This is a genomic window from Cellulomonas sp. KU4C (assembly GCF_056868065.1).
Genome location: NZ_CP200322.1, coordinates 1,007,630 through 1,028,330 on the forward strand (window position 1 = coordinate 1,007,630; position 20,701 = coordinate 1,028,330).

A 20,701-nucleotide genomic window follows, 5' to 3' on the forward strand; every position below is an offset into this window, starting at 1 on the left:
GCGGCTCAGTCGAAGTCGAGCAGGTCGCCCAGCCAGGACTCGCGCTTCTTCTTCTTGCCGTACGGGTAGCGCGGGTCGCGGCGGTCGTCGTAGCGCGGGCGGTCGTCGCGGTAGCGGTCGTCGCGGTAGCCCTCGCGGGGCCGGTCGTCGCGGTACCCGTAGCCGGGCGCGGGGGCCGGGGTGGCCGGAGGGTAGCCGGGGGCGGGCGGGTACGCCGGGGCCGGCGGGTAGTCCGCGAACCGCGGGTCCGGGCCGGGGTCCGGCGCGGCCGACGACGCGCTCGGGACCCCCGCGGCGCGGTCGAGGATCTTGTCGAGCTCGCCGCGGTCCAGCCAGATGCCGCGGCACGACGGGCAGTAGTCGATCTCGACGCCCTGGCGCTCGGCCATCACCAGCTCGGCCCCGTCGGTGGGACACCTCATGTCGGACTCCTCGCCTGCTCGTGGGTCGTGCTGCTCCCTGCGCTGGCGAACGAACGGGACGATCCCGCGGTTCCGGCCGGCACGGTTCCGGCCGGCACGGGCCGTGTCAGAGCCGCGCGCGCCAGTCCGCGATCCGGTCGACCGCCTCCCGCACCACCGCGGGGGACGACGCGAACGACAGCCGCACCCAGTCGTGCCCGTCGACGTGGTCGAAGTCCGTCCCCGGCGTCAGGGCCACGCCGGCCTCGTCCAGCAGCCGCGCGCACCAGGTCCGCGAGTCGAGCCCGGAGGACGACACGTCCGCGTACACGTAGAACGCCCCGTCCGCGGGGGCGACCCGCGTCCAGCCCAGGTCCGGCAGCCGGTCCAGCACGGTCCGGCGGGACGCCGCGTACTGCGCGACGTTCGCCTCCGCCGCGGCGTACCCCTCGGGCGTGAACGCCGCGACGCCCGCGTGCTGCGCGAGCGCCGGCGGGCAGAGGGCGACGTTCCCGGCGAGCGCGTCCACCGGGCCGGCGAGGTCCTCGGGCAGCAGCAGCCAGCCGAGCCGCCAGCCCGTCATCGCCCAGAACTTCGAGAACGAGTTCACCACCACCGCACCGCTGCCCAGCGCGGTCGCCGCGGTCGGGGCACCCGCCGGACCGGGTTCGCCGGCCGCGTCCCCGTAGGTGATGCCGTGGTAGATCTCGTCGGACACCAGCCGGACCCCGTGGTCGGCGCACCACGCCGCGAGCGCGTCCAGCGACGCCCGGTCGACCAGCGTCCCCGTCGGGTTCGCCGGCCCGGCGACGACCAGCCCGTCGACCGGCGCGTCCAGGGCCTCCAGCTGCTCGACGGTCGGCTGGTAGCGGGTCTCCGGACCGCACGCGAGCTCCACGACCTCGCAGCCCAGCGCCGCGAGGATGTTCTTGTACGCCGGGTACCCGGGCCGGGCGAGCGCGACCCGGTCGCCGACGTCGAACGCCGCGAGGAACGCGAGCATGAACCCGCCCGACGAGCCGGTGGTCACCGCGACCCGCGCCGGGTCGACCTCGACGTCGTACCAGGCGCGGTAGTGCCCGGCGATGGCCGCCCGCAGCGCCGGCGAGCCCAGCGCCTCGGTGTACCCGAGGTCGCCACCGGACAGCAGCTGCACCGCGCGCTCGCGCACCACGTCGGACGCGCCGGTCGCCGGCTCCCCGACGCAGAGGTTGAGCACCGACTGCCCCGCCGCACGGCGGGCGTTGGCCGCCGCGACGATGTCCATCACGGCGAACGGGGGCACCTGCGACCGCACGGAGACCTTCATCCACCCATCCTCCCCCGCCCCGCCCGCTCCCGCCGGACCCCGCCCTTCGCCCGCCACTGGGCGCCGAGATAGGACTGCCGGGCCGAGACAGGGCCTCCGACGGTCCTGTCTCGGCGCGGAGGTCCTGTCTCGGCGGGGCAAGCGGGCGGCGTCGGGGGCCGGGTCGGGCGGGTCAGCCGGTGGCGAGGGCCGCGCGGACCGCGTCGACGACGCCGTCCGCGGCCGCCTCGATCTCGTCCAGGCAGGACTCGAAGTTCTCGGGCCCGCCGTACCAGGGGTCGTCGACGTCGAGCAGGTGCTCGTCGCGCGCGTCCGCCACCGCGGGGGCGGCCGGGTCGAAGGTCCGGAACATCACGACCCGCTCGGCCTCGGCCGGGTCGGCCGCGAGCCGCCGCAGCGCCCGCGCGTGGGACGCGGTCATCGCGAGCACCAGGTCCCGCTCCGCCAGGTCGCCCGCGCGCACCTGCCGTGCCGCGCGGTCGGGCACCGGGTAGCCGCGGGCCGCGAGCGCCGCGCGGGCCCGGCGGTCGAGGGGGTTCCCGTGCTCCTCGTCGCTGACGCCGGTCGAGTCGACGACCACGCGGTCCCCCAGCCCGGCGGCCTCGAGCCGGTCGCGCAGCACCACCTCGGCCATCGGCGACCGGCAGATGTTGCCCGTGCACACCGTCATCACGCGGTACCGGCCCTGGTCGTCCGTCATCGGTGCTCCTGTTCCTCCGGGGTGTCGCAGCAGCACACCCGCGCCGCCGTCGACGTCGATGCCCGCCCGGCTCATCCTCACACCACCGACACCACCGACACCGCCAGCCACGTCCCCGAGTCAGGGCCCGCGCGTCGAGACAGGACCGCGGGACGTCCTGTCTCGACGCGCCGGTCCTGTCTCGGCGGCCGGGGCGGGGTGGGGTAGGGGGGCGGGGCGCGGCGGGATGGCCGGTCAGCGCGTGCGGCTCAGCGCGGGAGGGTGCCGGCGAGGCGGCCGAAGCGGGCGGCGCTGTCCGGGTCGAGGCCGGTGACGACCGCCGTCTTGCCCTTCGCCGCGTAGCGGGTGGTGATCGCGTCGAGCGTGGCGACGGTCGACGCGTCCCAGACGTGCGCGCCGGACAGGTCGATGACGACGCGCTCCGGGTCGCCGGCGTAGTCGAACTGGTGCACGAGGTCGTTGGACGACGCGAAGAACAGCGCCCCGGTCACGGCGTACACGCGCTCGCCGTCGTCGGAGCCGTCGACCCGCGTCACCGTCGTGAGGTGCGCGACCCGGCGCGCGAACAGCAGCGTCGCGACCAGCACCCCCGCGACGACGCCGTACGCGAGGTTGTGCGTGGCGACGACCACCGCGACGGTGACGACCATGACGGCGGTCTCGCTGAGCGGCATCCGGCGCAGCGTCGACGGGCGGATCGAGTGCCAGTCGAACGTGGCGACGCAGACCATCACCATCACGGCGACCAGCGCGGCCATCGGGATCGCCCCGACCACGTCGCCGAGCCCGACGACGAGCGCCAGCAGGAACGCCCCGGCGAGGAACGTGGAGATGCGGGTCCGCGCGCCGGAGACCTTCACGTTGATCATCGTCTGGCCGATCATCGCGCAGCCGCCCATGCCGCCGAACAGTCCGGACAGCACGTTCGCGGCGCCCTGGCCCCAGGCCTCGCGGGTCTTGTCCGAGTGGGTGTCCGTGATGTCGTCGACGAGCTTGGCGGTCATCAGCGACTCGAGCAGCCCCACCAGGGCCATCGCGACCGCGTAGGGCGCGATGATCCGCAGCGTCTCGACCGTGTACGGGACGTCGGGCAGCAGGAACGACGGCAGGGAGTCCGGCAGCGCCCCCTGGTCGCGGACCCGCGGCACCGCGAGCCCGGCGACGACGGTCACGGTGGTCAGCAGCACGATGGCGACGAGCGGGGCGGGCACGACGGTGGTGAGCCGGGGCAGCAGCGCGATGACACCGATCCCGACGGCCAGCAGCGGGTAGACCGCCCACGGGACGCCGATCAGGTGCGGCAGCTGCGCCACGAACACGAGGATCGCGAGGGCGTTGACGAACCCGACCATGACCGACCGCGGGATGAACCGCATCAGGCGCGCGACCCCGAGCAGGCCGAGCGCGACCTGGACGACGCCGCCGAGGACCACGGTCGCGAGCAGGTAGCTGAGACCGTGGTCCCGCACGACGGGCGCCACGACCAGCGCGACCGCACCGGTGGCGGCGGAGATCATCGCCGGCCGACCGCCGAGGAACGCGAGCGACACCGCCATCACGAACGACGAGAACAACCCGACCCCCGGGTCGACGCCCGCGAGGATCGAGAACGAGATCGCCTCGGGGACCAGCGCGAGCGCAACGACCAGGCCGGCCAGCACCTCGGTCCGCAGCCGCCGCGGCGAGCGCAGCGCGGCCCGGACGGAGTGCGCCTCGTCGGCCTCGGGGACCCGCGGGTGCACAGGGGCGGGCGTCGGTTCAGCGGGCACGCGGGATCCGTTCGGGCGCGATGGTGGGGGCTGCCGCACTCTACTCTCACGTCACGTCAGGGTTGCCCGTCGCCCGCGCGAGGCCGGACGACTACCGTCGCTGCCACCACCTGGTGACGAGGAGACGCATGGACGACGAGCTGATCGTGGTGACGGGCGCGTCCGGACGGGTGGGTCGCCGCCTCGCGGTGCGCCTGGCCGCCGAGGGCGCGCACCAGCGGCTGGTGGTGCGCGCCCCCGACCGCGCCCCCGAGCTGCCCGGCACGGAGACCGAGGTCGCGCTGAGCCCCGGCTACCAGGACGTCGCGTCGATGCGGGCGGCGTTCGCCGGGGCGCGCACGGTGTTCCTGGTGTCCGGCCGCGAGTCCGCGCACCGGGTCGACGAGCACCGGGCCGCGGTGGACGCGGCGGTCGACGCCGGGGTCGAGCGGGTGGTCTACCTGTCGTTCATGGGCGCCGCCCCCGACGCGACGTTCACGTTCGCCCGCGACCACTGGGTCACCGAGGAGCACCTCCGCGCCTCGGGCCTGCGGTTCACGTTCCTGCGGGACTGCCTGTACCACGACGCGATCATGCGGTTCGTGGGCGAGGACGGCGTGCTGCGCGGCCCGGCGGGCGACGGCCGGGTGGCGGCGGTCGCGCACGACGACGTCGCGGACGTGGCGACCGCCGTGCTGCTGGACGAGCGCGCGCACGACCACGACGGTCAGGCCTACGACGTCACCGGCCCGGCCGCGTACTCCCTGGCCGAGGCGGCGGAGGTGCTGTCGCGGGCGACCGGCCGGGCGATCACCTACGTGCCCGAGACGCTCGAGGAGGCGTACGCGTCGCGCGCGGGGTACGACGCCGAGCCGTGGGAGGTCGAGGGCTGGGTGTCGTCCTACGCGGCGATCGGCGCCGGCGAGCTGGCGGCCACGTCCCCGACGGTGCGACGGCTGTCGGGGCGGCCCGCGCAGTCGTTCGACCACTGGCTGACCGTCAACCCCCAGGAGTGGGCGCACCTGCGCGCCTGACCGACGAGGGTCACCCCGCCCGGCGTGGGGGTGGGGACGACGCGCGACCTCCCCCGAGCGCGCGCCGCCCCCACCCGGCTCAGTCGCCCGCGGGCAGGTCCGCGTGCAGGTCGGCGTGCACGCCGACGGGCGCCGACCGTCGCCGCGCGAGCAGCACGCCGCCCGCGCCGAGCGCGACCAGCGCCCCGGCGACCCCCGCCAGCGCACCCGCACCGGCGGACCCGGTCACCGCGAGCGAGCCGTCCGCGCGGACGACCACCGTCCGCCACACCACCCGGCCGCTGACCTGGCCGACCAGCGCCAGCCGGTGCGTGCCTGCGTCGAGGGAGGCGGGCAGCGTGACGGACCCGGACACGGTGCCGTCGGCGGCGGCGCGGAGGTAGCCGAGGTCGGCGGGCGCGGAGAACAGCCGGACCAGCACCCACTCGCCGGGCGTGAACCCGGTGGCGGACACGGTGACCCGCCCGCCGGGGACCAGCGCGCCGGTGACCGTGATCCGACCGGCGTTCCCCGGGACGAGGTCCGCGGCGGACACGGTGCGCAGCGGCGTCGCCGGCGGGGTCGCGCCAGCGCCCGGCGCGGGCTGGGCGGGTCCGGGCTGCGCAGGTCCGGGCTGGGCGGGCGCACCCGGCCCACCCGGCGTCCCCGGGGTGCCCGGCGTCCCGGGCGTCCCGGGGTCGACCGCGAACAGGTCCGCCGCCGTGCCGAGGTCGAGCAGCACCGTCTCGCCGGTGGCGTCGTCGAGGCCGTCGTTGTCGGTCACCGCGTAGACGCGGCCGTCGCCGCCGACCGTGAGCCCCTCGAGCTTCTCCTGGGTCCAGCCGCGGGTGGCCCGCAGCGCCGGCAGCACGTCCACCGCCAGGGTCTTGGTGACCGGCACGACCGCCGCCTGGCCGGGCGTCGCCGCCGGCAAGTCCACCTGGTAGACGGCCTTCACGGCGGCGTCGGGCCCGTTCAGCTTGTCCCGCTCGACGACGGCCACGGAGTCCGCGTCCAGCGCGACGACCTCGGACAGCCCGATCCAGTCGCCGGCCGCGCCGGTGCTGGTCAGCGGGTACGCGAACCAGGTCCAGGTGCCGCCGGTGACGTCGTACCGGCCGATCCGCGCCGTGCCGCCGAGCCCGCCGGGGTCGGAGGTGAGGCCGCGCTGGAGGGCGACGAGGACGTGCTCGCCGGTGGCGTCGACCGTGGTGCTGACGCCCTCGACGCCCCACTTCGTCAGTCCGGCGGCGACGTCGGCGGGCAGCGGCACCGTCTCCTGCACCGCCCCGGTCGCGTCGAGCCGGACGAGCTGGTTGCCCGCCCCCGTGGCGCCCTCGACGCCGAGCCAGAACCCGCCGTCCGCGCGGGTGGCGACGCCCTCGGCGTCCAGCGCGACGGGCGCGCCCGCCCGGGTCACGGTGATCTCGCGGTCGATCACCGCGGGGCTGGTGGACACGTCGAGCGACAGCAGCCGGGTCTCGGCGAACGCCGCGTCGGTGGCCGTCCACAGCCGGTCCGGGTCCGTCACGTCGGGGGCCAGCGCACCGAGCGCGCCCCAGCCGATCGGGCTCCCGGCGGCGTCGTCGGCGGACACCACGGTCGGGAACTGCGGGGTCCCGCCCTGCGCGGCCCACGCCGGGCCGCGCCCGAACACCGTGACCGCGGACCGGACGCGCGCGTCGGCGTCGTCGGTCTCGGAGGAGACGACCAGCAGGTCGCGGCCCGGCACCGGCAGCAGGCCCTCGGGCCCGTTGGTGGTGGCGAGCACCTGGACGAACCGCGGCGCGGCCGGCGCGGAGACGTCGTAGACGGCGACGAAGTTCGACCGCTCCGACCCGACGAACGCGTAGGGCGTGCCGCCGAGGGTCGCGACGGCCAGGCCCTCCATCTCGACGCCCTTCTTGCCGGCCCGCTTCTCGGCGTGCAGGCCGGTGCGGACCGCGAGGCGCTCGAGCTCGGCGCCCGCGTCCCAGACCACGGCGCCGGTCGTGGCGTCGAACACCGACCAGCCCCGGGTGCCGCCCTTCCAGTCGCCCTCGTTCGCGGTCGCCACGTGGGTGTCGTCCAGCCAGCCGATCGCGTCGGGCTCCCGCGGGGTCGCGGGGATCGAGCCGGTCTGGTCGATCCGACCGTCGTCCTCGACGTCGATGCCGGACACCGCGACCGAGCCGGCGCTGAACGCCGAGGTCACCGCGCGGGTCGCCAGGTCGATCAGCACGACGCCGTTGTTCTCCTGCAGGGTGACCGCCAGGGTCGTGCCGGAGGGGTTCACCGCGACGTACTCGGGCTCCGGGTCCTGCGGGGTGTCGAGGCCCGCGAGCTGCGGCAGCGGCGAGCCGTCCGGCTGCACGAGGTCGACGCGGTGGGTGGTCCAGGCGGCCACGTCGGGCGCGGACAGGTCGAGCAGCTGGACGAACCCGGCGGGGAGCTGCGGGAGGTCGCCCTCGTCCCCGCCGGCAGGGGTGGCCTCCTCGTCGCGCTGGTTCTCCATCGCGATCGCGGCCGTCGCGCGGTCCGGGGTCAGCACGATCGAGTCGGGCTGCCCGTCCAGCTCGATCGTCCGCAGCGCGGCGTGCGTGCGCAGGTCGGCGACGACGAGCGCGCCGGTCGGGTGCAGGTAGTCGGCCGACGTGTCGACGACGACCAGGACCCGGTCGCCCACGACGGCGACGGAGGTCGGCGACGCGTGCCCCGGCAGCCCGAGCGCGGCGAGGTCGAGCCTCCCCCGGCCCTGCGGGGCGGCGGGGTCGGTGATGTCGACGAACCCGATCCGGCGAGCGGCGGCGTCGGTGTGCACGAACGTCCTCCCGTCGTCCGAGATCGCGGAGATCTCGGCGACCGTCTCGTCCGCGGCGTCCGTCCCCGCCGGGCGGTTCAGGTAGACCGGGTACGTGGACAGCCGGTGGAACGTCTCGTCGGCCGCGGGCGAGGTCCACGCCGCCGGCGCACCGGCCGGTGCCGTCGACGCGACGGGCGACGCGACGGCGGCCGTGGCGACGAGGCCGGCGAGCCCGGCGACGAGCGCCGTGCAGGTGGTCAGGGCGAGGCCGCGCCGGACGGGCACAGGCAGCATCGAGAGCTCCTTCGGTCGGGTTGACCGCAGGCTGCTGCGCCCCGCTGGCCGGGGTCCGTCGGGCGGGTGAACGACCGGCGTCCACCGGGCGTCGATCCGCCGGTGTCAGCCCTTCCGGGCGGTGAGCACCAGCGGCCCGTCGGGCGTGATCGCCACGGTGTGCTCGGCGTGCGCCGCGCGGGAGCCGTCGGCGGTCCGGATCGTCCAGCCGTCGCCGTCGACCGTGTAGCCGTCGCCCCCGGCCATGAACCAGGGCTCGATCGCGATGACCAGGCCCGCCCGGAAGCTTCATGCCGGTGCCGCGGCGGCCGAGGTTGGGGACGTGCGGGTCCTCGTGCATCGTCCGGCCGACGCCGTGCCCGCCGAAGTCCGCGTTGATCCCGAGCCCCGCGGCGCGGCCGACCTCGCCGATCGCCGCGGAGATGTCGCCCATCCGGTTGCCGGGACGCGCCTGGGCGATGCCGGCCGCGAGCGCCTCCTCCGTGACCCGGATCAACCGCTGGGAGTCGGGGTCGGGGGTGCCGAGCTGGAAGCTCAGCGCGGAGTCCGCGACCCAGCCGTTCACCTGCGCGGCGAAGTCGATGCTCAGCACGTCCCCGTCGGCGAGCACCTGGTCGGACGGCAGACCGTGCAGGGCGGCGTCGTTCACGCTGGTGCACAGGACGCCCGGGTACGGCATGGCGCCGAACGACGGGTGGTACCCGAGGTAGACGGAGTGCGCGCCGGCCTCGTCGATGAGCCGGTGCGCGTGGGTGTCGAGCTCCTTCGTCGTCATGCCCACCCGGGCCACGTCCTGCAGGCTGCTCAGCACCCGGGCGATGAACGCGCCCGCCGCCCGCATCTGCTCGATCTCCCGGGGTGTCTTCAGCTCGACCACCCGACCCACCCTAGTCGCGGGTGCCCGGGTCCCCGCCCAGCCCCGCGACCCCCGCCGCGAGCATGTCGACCAGCACCCCGAAGCTGTGGTCGAGGTCGTCGGGCAGCCGGAACCCGCCGCCGAGCTCGAGCATGACGAACCCGTGCACCCCGGCACGCAGCGCCCGCACGGCGTCGACGGCCCGGGCCTCCGGCAGCGCGAACCCGCGCAGCACCGCGACCATCAGGCCGACGACCTCCGCCGCGGTGGCGGCGAGCTCGGCGTCGGCGGGGTCGTCGGGGTCGGGGGCGGTCTGCACGGCGGCGTACCGCCCGGGGCGCGCGTGCGCGTAGTCCCGCATCCCGTGCGCGAGCGCGCGCAGCGCGTCCGGGCCGGACCGGCCGAGCGTGCGGTCGACGAGCTCGGCCCGGAGGTCGCGTGCCGCCACGACGGCCACCTCGCGGCGCAGCGCGGCGAGCGAGCCGACGTGCTTGTACAGGCTCGGGGTCGCGACGCCGGCCTCGGCCGCGACCTTGGCGAGCGTGAGGTCGGCGAACCCGGTGGTCCCGCCGGCGTCGACCAGGTCGAGCGCGATCCGGACGACGGCGTCGTGCGACAGCCCGGCCCTAGGCACGGGCCACCTCGCCGAGCAGCGCGAGCACGGCGTCGGCGACGACGCCCGGGGTCTGGTGCTGCGGGTAGTGCGCCGCGTCGGCGACGAGCAGGGTGCGGGCGCCGGTCGTGGCGCCGATCCAGGCGAGCTCCGCGGCGGGGTCCGACCAGTCCGGGTCGAGCGCGCCGACCACCGCGAGCGCCGGGGCCTGCACCCGGGGCAGCCGCCGCTCCACCACCGCGTGGTCGAGCCCGAGGGCCAGCCGGCGGAACGCCGCGAGGTACCCCGGGCGGCGCAGGCTCGCGCGCAGGGCCGCCCGGTGCTCGGTGAGCCGCGGGGCCCGGGTGCCCTTGTTCAGCGTGCCGTAGTACGCGGCCCACGCGGCGGCGCCCCACGGCGCGGCCAGCATCGCCCGCAGCACCAGCCCGAGGACCGCCTTCTTGGCGGCGCCGCCCGCGGGGTTGCGCAGGAACGGGCTGAGCAGCACGAGCGCGCGGACCAGGTCGGGCCGGTCGGCGGCGACGACGGTGACCGCCGAGGCGCCCATCGAGTTGCCGACCAGCACGGCGGGCTCGGCGCCGAGGTGCTCGACGAGCGCGATGACGTCCTGCGCGGTGGCCTCGTCGCCGTCGGTGGCGAACCCGGTGCTCGACTCCCCGTGCCCACGGAGGTCGGTGGTGACCACCCGGTACCCCGCGGTCAGCAGGGCGGCGCGCAGCTCGTCGTAGGTGGATCGCAGGTCGCCCATCCCGGGGACCGCCACGACGAGCGGGCCGGTGCCGGCGTCGTCGTAGGCGATGACCCCGTCGGGCCGCTGGAGGTGCTCCGTGCGTCGCTCGATCATGTCCATAGCCCAAAGGCTAATGCCATTAGCCTCGGCGTGCAAGAGGTGTCTGCGATCCTCGACGCGTGCAGCACGACCTCGCCCTCGAGGGCCACGGAGTCCGCCTCGTCCCGCTCGACACCACGCACGCGCCCGCGCTGGCCGCGTTCGTCGACGACCGCATCTGGGCCGGGATGTCCACGCCGCTCCCCGCGGGTGACGACGCGTGGCGCGCCGAGGTCGCCACGGCGCACGCCACCCCGGGCCGCTACGCGTTCGCCGTCCTCGACGCCGGCACCGGCGAGCTCCGCGGCAGCACGTCGTTCTACGACCGGGACACCCGCGTCCCCCGCGTCGAGATCGGGCACACCTTCTACGCGCCCCGCTGGTGGGGCGGCGGCACGAACCCCGCCTGCAAGCTGCTGATGCTCACGCACGCGTTCGAGGTCTGGGGCTGCGCCCGGGTCGCGCTGCGCGCGGACTCGCGCAACACCCGGTCGATCGGCGCGATCACCCGGCTCGGCGCCACGCCGGAGGGCGTGCTGCGGCGCCACCGGCTCGCGCCCGACGGGACCCTGGCGGACACGGCGTACTTCTCGGTCGTCGCCGAGGAGTGGCCCGCCGTGCGGGCGGGGCTGCTCGCGCGTCTCGGCGCCTGAGCCGGGCCGGGCAGGCGGGGGCGGGCAGGGAACAGCCCGTGGGCCGGTCCTCCTGATGGAGAGGTCCTGCCGCGAAGGACGAGGTCGCGGCTCCCACGGGCTGCGGTGACCGCCGTGGACTCGCTCGCCACCCTGCCGGTGCTGACCGGCGGAGCGTGCGGGCGGATCGGGCAATCCGTCCGATGTGCTCGGGCGACTAGCGGGCAGTCACCTCACGCGTCCTGGAGAACTTCATGTCCTGGACCACCTCCTTCCCGTGTGCCTCGAACCTACGTCCGGCCCCCGGGCCCGGCAACGGGTTTTCGGCACCGTTCCCGCATCGCGGACACCCGTCGCGGTGACCAGGAACAACGGCGGCCCGCCGCGAGTTGCCCCGGCATGACCACGATCGGATTCATCGGCTCCGGCCACATCGGCAGCGCCCTCGCGCGCCTGGCCGTCGAGCACGGCCACGCAGCCGTCGTCAGCAACTCCCGCGGCCCGCACACGCTCGTGGACCTCGTCGCCGAGCTCGGCGACAACGCCCGCGCGGGCACGGCCGAGGAGGCCGCCACGGACGGGGACGTCGTCGTCGTCACCGTCCCGTTCAAGGCGTTCCGCGACGTCCCCGCCGCACCGCTGGCGGGCAAGGTCGTCATCGACACCAACAACTACTACTGGGAGCGCGACGGCCACGTCGCCGCCCTCGACGACGGCAGCACCACCAGCTCCGAGATGCTCGCCGAGCACCTCGCCGGCGCCCGGGTCGTCAAGGCGTTCAACCACATCACCGCCGCCGACCTCGGCACCCGCAGCACTCCCGCCGGCACCCCCGGCCGCCGCGCGCTGGCCATCGCGGGCGACGACGCCGAGGCGAAGGCCGTCGTCGCGGAGCTCATCGACCGGTGGGGCTTCGACGTCGTCGACGCGGGCCCGCTCGCGGAGGGCCGCCGCTACCAGCGCGACCTGCCGGCCTACGGCCCGGACCTCGACGCCGACGCCCTCCGCGCCGCCCTCGCCGAGGCCTGACGCCCCGCCCGGCCTGACGAGAGGTCACGACACGCGAGCGCCCCGACCGGCGTGCCCGCGAGTCGTGACCTCTCGTCAGCTCGTCAGTCGTCCGTGGCGTCGCGCTGGGCCGGGACCCGCGGGTCCGGGGCCAGGAGGTAGCCGAGGCCGCGGACCGTGCTGATGCCACCCCGGCGGCCGAACCGGTCCGCGAGCTTCCGGCGGAGGTTCGCCATGTGCACCTCGATGCTCCGGCGGTCCGCGTCGGTCGGGCTCGGCACCGCGTGCGGGCCGTGCACCGCGACCGCGACGGCCAGCTCGTCCTTCGAGACCGGCTGACCTGCCCGCTCCGCGAGCGCCACGAGGATCTCGAACTCGCTGCGGGTCAGCTCGACGGGTTCGTCCGCCACCCGCACGCACCGCGCGGGCACCTCCACCACGAGGTCGCCGCGCACCAGCGTCTGCCCGTCCGTCCGGCCGGGTCCTGCCCCAGTCGTCATCGCCCCACGGTACGGCGGACCGCGCCGCACGGCACGGGGAGCGTCGAGGCGGCCCCCTGGGTGCTGGCACCCCCTGCTCGGGTACTCGAACCTCAAGATCCCTGACACGGCCGCCACCCCGGTCGATCAACGCTCCGTCCAGACAGGAGCGGGGTCGCATCCCCGTCCGAGGAGGGGGATCCCCAGTGCACGCAGTGCGAGAGAAGCGGCGGGGCGGGGCACGTCCCGCCGCGTTGGCGGTCGCGGTCATCGCGGCCATGCTCGTCCCGGCAGGCGCCGCAGCCGCCGACACCATCAGCCCGACCGAGGACTCCGGCGTCGTCGCGGAGCAGCCCGCGGCCGAGCAGCCCGCGGAGCCGGTCGCCGCCGAGCCCGCCACCACCGAGCCGGTCGCCACCGAGCCCACGACCACCGAGCCCGTCGCCGCCGAGCAGCCGGCCACCACCGAGCCCGTCGCCACCGAGCCCACGACCACCGAGCCCGTCGCCACCGAGCAGCCGGACACCCGGTCCGCGGTCACCACCAGCTCGACGACCACGACCTCGTCCACCGAGCAGGTCACCACCAACGGCGGCGGTCTCGAGACCATGAGCGGGTCGTTCTCCTTCACCGGGGTCCAGTACGACCCCGAGGAGGAGTGGACGACCGCGAAGGTCGGCACCCGCGTCGACGCCGTCCCGTCGGGCGAGTGGCCGTCGGACGCCTCGTACGACATCGACTGGTACACCGACGGCGGCACCTGGGTCGGCAACGGCCTCTGGTACAAGCCCACGCAGGCCGACGCCGGCAAGGACCTCAGCATCGCCTGGACCGTCACCGCGCCCGGGTACGAGGACGCCAACGGCGGCATGTCCGTCGCCCAGGAGGTCCTGCCCGGGGCGCTCGACACGATGTACGGCCAGCTGGTCGTCGGCGGGGCCGGCAGCGAGAACGGCGAGCAGGTCGCGTACGTCGACCGCACCCTGACCGTCGCGCTCGACGCGCAGTGGCCCGCCGGCGCGGACGTCACCTGGATGTGGGAGGTCGGCGGGATCCTGCGCTCGACCACCAGCAGCTTCACCCCCGACGTCTCGGACATGGGTCGGGACGTCTGGGTCTACGCGGACGTGTCCGCGGCGGGCTACGAGCCGCGCTTCACCGGTGTCCGGGTCGCCGACTTCGTCGTCGAGGCGCCCCCGGTCCAGCAGGGCACCGTCACGTACCCGGGTGCGACCCAGTACGAGATCGCCCTCGGCGGCGCGCTCTCGGTGGGCCTGAACGGCTGGCCGTCGGGTGCCGACGAGACGATCGTCTGGTACGTGAACGGCGACGTGCGCGCCGAGGGCCGCACGTTCACCCCGACGGCCAAGGACCTCGGCCGGGAGGTCGACGTCTTCGTGAAGGTCACCGCGGCCGGCATGAACCCGTACCTCGACCACCGCTGGATCGGCACCGTCGTCACGACGCCGACCGTGTCGGTGCCGTCCTCGACGATCGCCGCCGGGGACACCGCCGTGATCCCGGTCAAGGTCACCGGTCCCGCGAACGGGCCGGTCGTCACCGGCGCGGTCTCCGCCGTCCTGACCCCGAAGGCCGGCGGCCAGCCGGTCGCACTGCACCCCGTCACGCTCGTCGACGGCGTCGCGACCTTCTCGGTCCCGCACCTGGCCGCAGGCACCTACACGGTCGACGCGTCCTACGTGTCGAAGTCGACCATCTGGGCCCGCATCTCGATCCAGGACATCGGCGGCAGCCGGGCCTACCTGCCCGCGACGGGCACCGGCACGCTCAAGGTCGTCGCCGCCACCCCGACGCTCTCCGCGCCGGGCACGGTCCAGGTCGCCGTCGCGACCCGGGGCGCCTTCGACGCGACCGTCACCACCCAGGGGCAGCCGCTGCCCGAGTCGTGGACCGTCCGCGAGGGCGGCTCGATCCTGGTCCAGGGCGAGGTCCGCAAGGGCGGTGCCATCTCGGTGACGCTCCCGGTGCTCTCCGTCGGCACCCACACCCTGGTGCTCTCCGTGCCCGCGACCGAGCTGACCGTGGCCACCTCCCGCACGATCACGGTCACGGTGACGGGCGAGCCCGCCCAGGTCGGGACCACGCCGACCGTCGGCACCGTCCTCGCCACCCCGAAGGCCGCGACGGTCCCCGGGCAGCAGATGGAGCTCGTCGCCGAGGGCTTCGAGCCCGGTGAGACGGTCGCGTTCTACCTGCACTCGGAGCCGATGTTCCTCGGCACCGCGGTCGCCGGCGCCGACGGCGTCGCCCGTCTGCTGGCGACGGTCCCCGCGGGTGCCCCGGTCGGGTCGCACACGGTCATCGCGACCGGTGGCACGAGCGGCCGCTGGGCCACCCTGGCCGTCGAGCTGGCCGTGCCCGCCGCCGTGACGCCGGTCGCGAACCCCGTGGTCGCCGCCCCCGCGGCCACCGCGGCGGCGTCGCCCGCCCTCGCGGTGACGGGCTCGCAGTCCGGCACCCTGATGGCCGGCGCGTGGCTGATGCTGCTCGTCGGCGGCGGCCTCGTGCTCGTCGCCCGCCGGGTCCGCGCCACCCGCTGACCCGCACCCCGCACGACGCGATCCCCGCAGCACCCAGGACCTGGGGGCTGCGGGGATCGTCGCGTCCGGGGGCGGCGGTCCGGGACGTCACCACTCCCGGTACTCGCCGATCGGCGCGACGTCCCGCCACCCCGCGAACTCCTGCACCACCGCGCCCTCCGCACCGCAGTCCGGCAGGTTCAGGAACGTCCGGTAGTCCCGCACCCGGTGCTCCGGCGCCTCCAGACCGAGCGCCGCGAGCTCGGCCACCTCCTGCTCCGACACCGGCGACAGCGTGATGTCGACGAGCATCGCCTTGACGATGGAGGGCACGTATCGGCTCCCGTCGGCCTTCATCACCTGCGGCCGCCAGTCCTGGCACGTGTGCACCGTGACGACGTCCGCGTCCTCCGTCACCGACAGCACCACTGCGGGCGTCGGCCCGATCGGCACGGTGACGCGCAGGGCGCTCCTGCGCGGGTCGAGCCCGATCGACACCGGATCCGAGGACAGGTCGATGTGCTGCGTGAACTGCGCGAAGTCCCCCGAGTCCACCAGATCGGCCCACGCGAGCACCACCCCGGTCGTGCGGAACTGCCGCACCGCCGGGTGATCCTCGTGCTCGGACACCTCGGGGGTCACCGCCTCGGCCGGCACCAGGTCCGGGATCGGCGCGTGCGGGTGCACGACCGGCGTCGGCTCGACGCGTACCGGGTGTGGCTTCCCGGGCGCGCAGGCGGTCAGGACGACCGCACCGGCCAGCACCAGCGCGGCCCACCACCGCGCACCACGGGCACGGACCCCGGCACTGCTCACCACTGCCGGTACTCCCCGATCGGGGCGACGTCACGCCAGCCGGCGAACTCCTGCACCACCGCACCCACCGCACCGCAATCCGGGAGACCCACCGGGGTCCGGTAGTGCCGCACCCGGTACTCCGGCGCCTCCAGACCGAGCGTCGCGAGCTCGGCCGCCTCCTGCTGGGAGAGCGGAGACAGCGTGATGTCGGCCAGCATCGCCTCGTCGATGGAGGGCACGTACGGACTCCCGTCGGCCTTCATCACCTGCGGCCGCCAGCCCTGGCACGTCTGCACGGTGACCACGCCCGCGTCCTCCGCGACCGATAGCACCACTGCCGGCGTCGGCCCGATCGGCACCGTGGGGTGCCGGGCGCTACGCGAGTCCAGCCCGATCGTCACCAGACCCGACGAGGGGTCGATGTGCTGCGTGAACTGCGCGAACTCCCCCGAGTCCACCAGGTCGGCCCACGCGACCACCACCTCGGTCGTGCGGAGCTCCGCACCGCCGGGTGACCCTCGTGCTCCGACACCTCAGGCGCCACCGCCTCGGCCGGCACCAGGTCCGGGATCGGCGCGTGCGGGTGGACGACCGGCGTCGGAACGGACACCACCGGGTGCGGCTTGCCCGGAGCGCAGCCGGTCAGGAGGGCGCCCGCGCAGGCGACGAGAAGGGCGCGCGACCCCCAGCGATTCACGGCATCGCCCCGCGGTTGCGGGGCTGGTCCTCCCCGAGGACGCGGACGTCGAGGGCGGCGCTCCCCGCGCGGTTGCTGTACGCACTGGCGACGGTGCCGTAGTCGAGGGCGAGCTGCCCGACGACCTCCGCCGCCGGGACGGGTCGACCGTCGTCGCGGGTGTACGGCGGGTCGATCTGGTCCCACCCCGCGGTGAGGGCGTCGGCGAACGCGGCCATCGCGACCTGACCGGAGTCGAGGCCCCGGTCGATCACCGCGTCGAGCTCACCGTCCGCCAGCACCCCCGGCATCCGCGCCGCGCCCACCTGGCCGAGTCCGACCTGTGCCACCTGGGCCAGGTAGTCGACGACCCCGCTGCCCGTCGAGAATCCCGGCACGAGGGCCGCCAGGGTGAGGATCGCGTCGAGGTCGCGGCGTGCCCGGTCGCTGACCTCCTGCGCCTGCAGGTGGCCCTCCAGCGAGTAGGACGCGTACGTCAGGCCGTACAGCGCGCCCACCTGGCCGAGCAGCGCGGCGGCCTCGGCGGCGGCGGGGTGGGTCGGGCCGGTCAGGTGGTCGCGGACGCGCGTCGCGTACTCGGCGACGTGGCCGCCGTAGACCGCGAGTGCCCCGGGGTCGAGCGTCGCGATGCCGAGCAGGCGGGAGAGGTTGCCGGCACTCACGTCTAGGCGTGGCGCCGTGGCCGCCATCCCGTCCGGTCCGATGATGGTGAAGAAGTGCGCGTTCAATCCAGGCTCCGCCACCCCCACCAACCCCGCCGCCGTCTCCCCCGCGTACGCCCCCAGCGCCGCCGCGATCCCTCGCGCCGCGTCGGGCGACACCGTCCCGACCCGCAGCGCGAGGTTCCCGCCGAGCGCCTCGAACGCCCGCGACGCGAACCCCGTCACGGCCACCCAGGCGTCGCCGACGGGGACGCTGTGGTGCGCGGCCTGGGCCGTCGGGCTGTTCACCACCGCGTCCAGGACCGCGGCCGGCGCCGCGAACCGGTTGCCGGACCAGTCGTGCTGCCCGAACCAGTAGGTGGTGACCTCGGCCGGCCGGGACGCGAAGAAGTCGAGCGCGTCGTCGGGGATCCGGGCGACCTGCGCGAAGACCGACGCGGCCAGGCTGATCGACCGGTGCGCGAAGATCCCCGAGCCTGCGTCGTGCCGGCCGGAGGTGTGGGTGAGCAGCACGAACCGGTCGGGGTCGTGGACCCGGATCTCCTCGACGCGCTCGAGCGCCCCGAGCGCGACACGGGGCGCGAGGCCGGCCACGGACAGCAGGTGCGCGACGACCTGCACGCCGACGACGTCCGCGCCCGGGTGGTCCGTGACACCGGTCCCGGTCGCGTCGACCAGGGTCCGGCCGAACCAGTGCTGCTCGGCGGGCGGCCAGGTCCGGGAGGCGGTCGCGAGCCCGGTGGCGAGCGCGGCGGCGAGGTCGGTCGCCGCGACCTCGCGGCGCGGGAACCCGCCGCCACCGGTCGCGGCGAACGAGTTCATCAGCCCGACGAGACCGGCGGGCCCGAGCCCGGCGACGAACGCGGACATGACCTCCGGGTCGCTGGAGTACAAGGCGAGCAGCTGCGCGACCAGGTCGTGGTCCCGCCCGGTCAGCTCCCTGCCGCCGCGGAGCCGACGCAGCACCTCGGCCACCACGTCCGCCACGGGCCGCTGCGTCCCGTTGCCCCGGAACGCCACGCCGGCCCAGGCCTGCGCACCGGGACCCGCCGCGTCGAGCAGGTCGGCGGCGGTCCGCTGGTCCTGCCGCGCACGGTCCCGGCCGATCTCGTCGAGCTCGAGCAGGCGCGCGTCGATGGTCCGCTGCGTCTCGGCGATCAGCCGCGTGAGCGCGACCACCCGGCCGGCGCTGGAGCCGTCGCCGCTCAGCACCTCGGCCTTCGCCCGGGCGAGGCGCCGTCGGTGGTCGTCCAGGTCGTCCTCCGCGACCCGCAGCCGCGAGCGCACCCCGTCCGCCTCGTCCTGCACCAGTGCGAGGCGGCGCGCGTACGTCGTCAGCGCCTCGGACACCCGACGCCAGGAGTCGACCGCCGCTTCGGCGCGCCGGCGCGTGTCCGCCACGGACTCACGGAAGGCGTCGGCGCCCTGCCCGGACCAGGTGTACTCGTCGGCGTCGCCCGCGTACCGGTCGACGTCCCACGACGCCTGCGCGAGCGCGTCCGCCAGCCGGTCCACCTCGGTGGCCGCCGCGCCGCAGACCTCCGGCACGCCGTGGTCGGGGTACCGCTGGTCGCTCACCGTGCCTCCGCCGCGAGCGCCGCGTCCGCCCGGACGAGCGCGGCCAGGCCCTCCTCGCCGCGCCGGGCGACCTCCACCCAGCCGGCCCACGCGTTCGCGTCCTGCTGCTCGATCATCCGGAACGCCTGGACGAAGGCCTCGATCACCTCGTCCGACCCGCACAGGCCGATCGCCGGTGGCACCCGGTCGGGCTCGACGTGCTGCCCCACGGCCCGGATCGACGTCAGCACCTCCTGCACCGTGTCGACGTCCGCCACCAGCTCACCCATCGTCACCACACCCGTCCGCGTCGCCGACCAGCAGTCCCGTCGACGCTAGGGCGGGGCCACCACTCAACCGACCACTCACGGCGCACGGTCGGCCCAGCGCTGAGTAGTCGTCGGCCCGGGCGCGGTCAGCAGGTCGCGAGCACGTACCCGTCGTCGGCGGGCGTGCGCAGGTCGCGGTCCCGCAGGACGGTCGACGTCGGCCGCTGCGGGTCCGCGCACCCGTCCGGGAAGGGCTCCGCGTCGTACTCGACGTCCAGCACCGCGTCTCCGTAGACGTCGGTGTACGCGGCGCACTCGTCGTACGCGAGGCACTCCTCGGCGACGGCGAAGTCGAACCCGGCCTCGTCGCGGCCGCGGGAGCCGATGTCGGGCGCGTTCTTCTGGGCGACGGCCAGGCCCGCGGCGTGCGCCACGTCGACCAGCCGTGCGGCGAGGTCGACGGCGTCGTCCTCGGTGAGCCGCCCGTCGGACCGGGTCCACGAGTCGAGGTTGTCGAGCTCGACCGCGTCGAACCCGCGGTCGGCGCACCGGGTGACCTGCGCGCCGACGACCTCCGCGACGGCCGCGCGCTTCGCCCCGGTCGACGTGTCGAGCAGCAGCTCGTCGGGCCAGCCCGGGTCGACCACCGGGTCGCCTGCGTCGTCGCGCAGCACAAGATCGGGGTGCTGGGCGAGCCAGAAGTCCCGCTCGGCGGGCTGGGTCTGGAACCCGTTGACGTAGCAGCCGGACCACCGGTCGGGGTCGGGGGCGTCGGTCACGTCGCGGACGACGCCACCGATCCGGTCGGGCGGCGCGTACCCGCCGCCGAGCTGGTAGTCGACGACCACCCCGGCGGGCGGCAGTCCCGGGCGCGCCGGCGCGGGCCCCGAGCACCCGGCGACCGCCAGCAGCGTCGTCGCCGCGACCGCGCACCACCCGACGCTCGACCGGCCCACCGCCCCACCTCTCGTCCTCGGACGAGCAGTATGTCCGCATGGGCATGCTCAACGACTACTTCACCGCGCCGTCGGACGAGGACGCCGCCCTGGCTCTCGACCTCCCGGGCGGACCGGGCGCGCCGGTCGAGGCACCGCCGGTGCGGGGGATGCTGTTCGGCTCCACCCCGGCGGCGACGCCCGGGCCGTCGCGCTTCCCCACCGTCCCGGGCTACCGGATCGACCCGTTCATCCAGATCGCGACGCTCGAGGCGCTGCTCACCGGGACGACGTACGACGCGGTGCGCGCAGCCCGGTCCGGGGAGCAGCCGGTCGCGCTGTCCGACGACGGCGACTGCGTGGTGCTGCGGCTGCCGGACACCCTCGGCGCGGCGCTGGCGGACGCGTCCGACGCACGGCTCGCCGAGGTCGCCGTCCCGTGGTCGCGGACCGACGAGCTCGCCGGGACGGACCCGGGTGAGCTGCACGCGTTCCTGGTCCCGCTGGCGGCGGTCGCGCGCGCCGGCCGGGCCCGCGGCGAGGCCCTGTACTGCTGGACGGCCGTCTGAGCCGGTCGCG

The 20,701-nt window shown here is 75.6% G+C and carries 18 protein-coding genes and 1 pseudogene; 5 read left to right on the plus strand and 14 right to left on the minus strand.

Translation table 11 applies throughout. The features are described 5' to 3' along the window. Positions 1-5: 5 nt before the first annotated feature. The 4 genes from AC1VL8_RS04760 to AC1VL8_RS04775 all read right to left on the minus strand — a co-directional run bounded on the left by AC1VL8_RS04760 (position 6) and on the right by AC1VL8_RS04775 (position 4,152). Positions 6-422 carry a TFIIB-type zinc ribbon-containing protein gene (locus AC1VL8_RS04760; protein WP_483074349.1) on the minus strand — a complete coding sequence of 139 codons (417 nt, stop codon included), beginning with the start codon at positions 420-422 and terminating at the stop codon, positions 6-8. A 106-nt stretch (positions 423-528) separates the two neighbouring features. Beyond that, positions 529-1,710 carry a pyridoxal phosphate-dependent aminotransferase gene (locus tag AC1VL8_RS04765; protein ID WP_389234568.1) on the minus strand — a complete coding sequence of 394 codons (1,182 nt, stop codon included), beginning with the start codon at positions 1,708-1,710 and terminating at the stop codon, positions 529-531. A gap of 172 nt (positions 1,711-1,882) precedes the next feature. Further along, positions 1,883-2,410, minus strand: coding sequence for a low molecular weight protein-tyrosine-phosphatase (locus AC1VL8_RS04770; protein ID WP_389234571.1), 528 nt, complete (start codon positions 2,408-2,410; stop codon positions 1,883-1,885). A gap of 248 nt (positions 2,411-2,658) precedes the next feature. Then, positions 2,659-4,152, minus strand: a complete 1,494-nt coding sequence (locus tag AC1VL8_RS04775; protein ID WP_483076188.1) for a SulP family inorganic anion transporter — start codon at positions 4,150-4,152, stop codon at positions 2,659-2,661. Between the two features lie 155 nt (positions 4,153-4,307). Here AC1VL8_RS04775 and AC1VL8_RS04780 point away from each other — a divergent pair, with 155 nt between their 5' ends. Next, positions 4,308-5,192 (plus strand): SDR family oxidoreductase, encoded by an 885-nt coding sequence (locus tag AC1VL8_RS04780; protein WP_483074350.1) that lies wholly within the window; start codon positions 4,308-4,310, stop codon positions 5,190-5,192. Between the two features lie 79 nt (positions 5,193-5,271). On the opposite strand, the gene AC1VL8_RS04785 is transcribed toward AC1VL8_RS04780, so the two are convergent. From AC1VL8_RS04785 to AC1VL8_RS04800, 4 genes and pseudogenes are all read right to left on the minus strand, one after another. Beyond that, complete coding sequence (locus AC1VL8_RS04785; RefSeq protein ID WP_483074351.1) at positions 5,272-8,247, minus strand: esterase-like activity of phytase family protein; 2,976 nt, start codon at positions 8,245-8,247, stop codon at positions 5,272-5,274. Between the two features lie 105 nt (positions 8,248-8,352). Then, a pseudogene (gene map, locus AC1VL8_RS04790) lies at positions 8,353-9,124 on the minus strand (type I methionyl aminopeptidase). A 10-nt stretch (positions 9,125-9,134) separates the two neighbouring features. After that, a complete protein-coding gene (locus AC1VL8_RS04795; RefSeq protein WP_483074352.1) occupies positions 9,135-9,737 on the minus strand; it encodes a TetR/AcrR family transcriptional regulator in 603 nt (200 codons plus the stop codon). Further along, positions 9,730-10,566 carry an alpha/beta fold hydrolase gene (locus tag AC1VL8_RS04800; protein ID WP_483074353.1) on the minus strand — a complete coding sequence of 279 codons (837 nt, stop codon included), beginning with the start codon at positions 10,564-10,566 and terminating at the stop codon, positions 9,730-9,732. The genes AC1VL8_RS04795 and AC1VL8_RS04800 overlap by 8 nt, the downstream gene beginning before the upstream one ends. Before the next feature lie 59 nt (positions 10,567-10,625). Between AC1VL8_RS04800 and AC1VL8_RS04805 the strand changes: the two genes are divergently transcribed. Both AC1VL8_RS04805 and AC1VL8_RS04810 read left to right on the plus strand, forming a co-directional pair. Beyond that, complete coding sequence (locus AC1VL8_RS04805; RefSeq protein ID WP_483074354.1) at positions 10,626-11,198, plus strand: GNAT family N-acetyltransferase; 573 nt, start codon at positions 10,626-10,628, stop codon at positions 11,196-11,198. Positions 11,199-11,576: 378 nt separating this feature from the next. Then, complete coding sequence (locus tag AC1VL8_RS04810; protein WP_483074355.1) at positions 11,577-12,206, plus strand: NADPH-dependent F420 reductase; 630 nt, start codon at positions 11,577-11,579, stop codon at positions 12,204-12,206. An 83-nt stretch (positions 12,207-12,289) separates the two neighbouring features. On the opposite strand, the gene AC1VL8_RS04815 is transcribed toward AC1VL8_RS04810, so the two are convergent. Then, complete coding sequence (locus AC1VL8_RS04815) at positions 12,290-12,685, minus strand: winged helix-turn-helix domain-containing protein (RefSeq protein WP_483074356.1); 396 nt, start codon at positions 12,683-12,685, stop codon at positions 12,290-12,292. 257 nt (positions 12,686-12,942) lie between these two features. Between AC1VL8_RS04815 and AC1VL8_RS04820 the strand changes: the two genes are divergently transcribed. Continuing rightward, the gene (locus AC1VL8_RS04820; RefSeq protein WP_483074357.1) at positions 12,943-15,225 is read left to right on the plus strand and encodes a hypothetical protein; all 2,283 of its coding nucleotides are present in this window, start codon (positions 12,943-12,945) and stop codon (positions 15,223-15,225) included. Positions 15,226-15,312: 87 nt separating this feature from the next. Here AC1VL8_RS04820 and AC1VL8_RS04825 read toward each other — a convergent pair whose 3' ends face one another. From AC1VL8_RS04825 to AC1VL8_RS04845, 5 genes are all read right to left on the minus strand, one after another. Next, positions 15,313-16,020: a hypothetical protein gene (locus AC1VL8_RS04825; RefSeq protein WP_483074358.1), complete on the minus strand. Its 708-nt coding sequence runs from the start codon at positions 16,018-16,020 to the stop codon at positions 15,313-15,315. Then, positions 16,017-16,481 (minus strand): hypothetical protein, encoded by a 465-nt coding sequence (locus tag AC1VL8_RS04830; protein ID WP_483074359.1) that lies wholly within the window; start codon positions 16,479-16,481, stop codon positions 16,017-16,019. Before AC1VL8_RS04830 ends, AC1VL8_RS04825 begins: the two co-directional genes overlap by 4 nt. A gap of 214 nt (positions 16,482-16,695) precedes the next feature. Beyond that, positions 16,696-18,939 (minus strand): hypothetical protein, encoded by a 2,244-nt coding sequence (locus AC1VL8_RS04835; RefSeq protein ID WP_483074360.1) that lies wholly within the window; start codon positions 18,937-18,939, stop codon positions 16,696-16,698. Continuing rightward, a complete protein-coding gene (locus AC1VL8_RS04840; RefSeq protein ID WP_483074361.1) occupies positions 18,936-19,208 on the minus strand; it encodes a hypothetical protein in 273 nt (90 codons plus the stop codon). The genes AC1VL8_RS04835 and AC1VL8_RS04840 overlap by 4 nt, the downstream gene beginning before the upstream one ends. Positions 19,209-19,333: 125 nt before the next feature. Further along, entirely contained in the window at positions 19,334-20,143 is an 810-nt protein-coding gene (locus tag AC1VL8_RS04845; RefSeq protein ID WP_483074362.1) for an endo alpha-1,4 polygalactosaminidase, read from the minus strand. A gap of 38 nt (positions 20,144-20,181) precedes the next feature. Here AC1VL8_RS04845 and AC1VL8_RS04850 point away from each other — a divergent pair, with 38 nt between their 5' ends. Beyond that, positions 20,182-20,691: a hypothetical protein gene (locus tag AC1VL8_RS04850; protein ID WP_483074363.1), complete on the plus strand. Its 510-nt coding sequence runs from the start codon at positions 20,182-20,184 to the stop codon at positions 20,689-20,691. Positions 20,692-20,701 lie beyond the last annotated feature (10 nt).

Excerpts from the sequence above, each read along its gene's own strand:
- AC1VL8_RS04760 (WP_483074349.1), bottom strand. The coding sequence starts at position 422 with ATGAGGTGTCCCACCGACGGGGCCGAGCTGGTGATGGCCGAGCGCCAG.
- AC1VL8_RS04765 (WP_389234568.1), bottom strand. The coding sequence starts at position 1,710 with ATGAAGGTCTCCGTGCGGTCGCAGGTGCCCCCGTTCGCCGTGATGGAC.
- AC1VL8_RS04770 (WP_389234571.1), bottom strand. The coding sequence starts at position 2,410 with ATGACGGACGACCAGGGCCGGTACCGCGTGATGACGGTGTGCACGGGC.
- AC1VL8_RS04780 (WP_483074350.1), top strand. The coding sequence starts at position 4,308 with ATGGACGACGAGCTGATCGTGGTGACGGGCGCGTCCGGACGGGTGGGT.
- AC1VL8_RS04785 (WP_483074351.1), bottom strand. The coding sequence starts at position 8,247 with ATGCTGCCTGTGCCCGTCCGGCGCGGCCTCGCCCTGACCACCTGCACG.
- AC1VL8_RS04800 (WP_483074353.1), bottom strand. The coding sequence starts at position 10,566 with ATGGACATGATCGAGCGACGCACGGAGCACCTCCAGCGGCCCGACGGG.
- AC1VL8_RS04810 (WP_483074355.1), top strand. The coding sequence starts at position 11,577 with ATGACCACGATCGGATTCATCGGCTCCGGCCACATCGGCAGCGCCCTC.
- AC1VL8_RS04815 (WP_483074356.1), bottom strand. The coding sequence starts at position 12,685 with ATGACGACTGGGGCAGGACCCGGCCGGACGGACGGGCAGACGCTGGTG.
- AC1VL8_RS04820 (WP_483074357.1), top strand. The coding sequence starts at position 12,943 with ATGCTCGTCCCGGCAGGCGCCGCAGCCGCCGACACCATCAGCCCGACC.
- AC1VL8_RS04840 (WP_483074361.1), bottom strand. The coding sequence starts at position 19,208 with ATGGGTGAGCTGGTGGCGGACGTCGACACGGTGCAGGAGGTGCTGACG.
- AC1VL8_RS04850 (WP_483074363.1), top strand. The coding sequence starts at position 20,182 with ATGGGCATGCTCAACGACTACTTCACCGCGCCGTCGGACGAGGACGCC.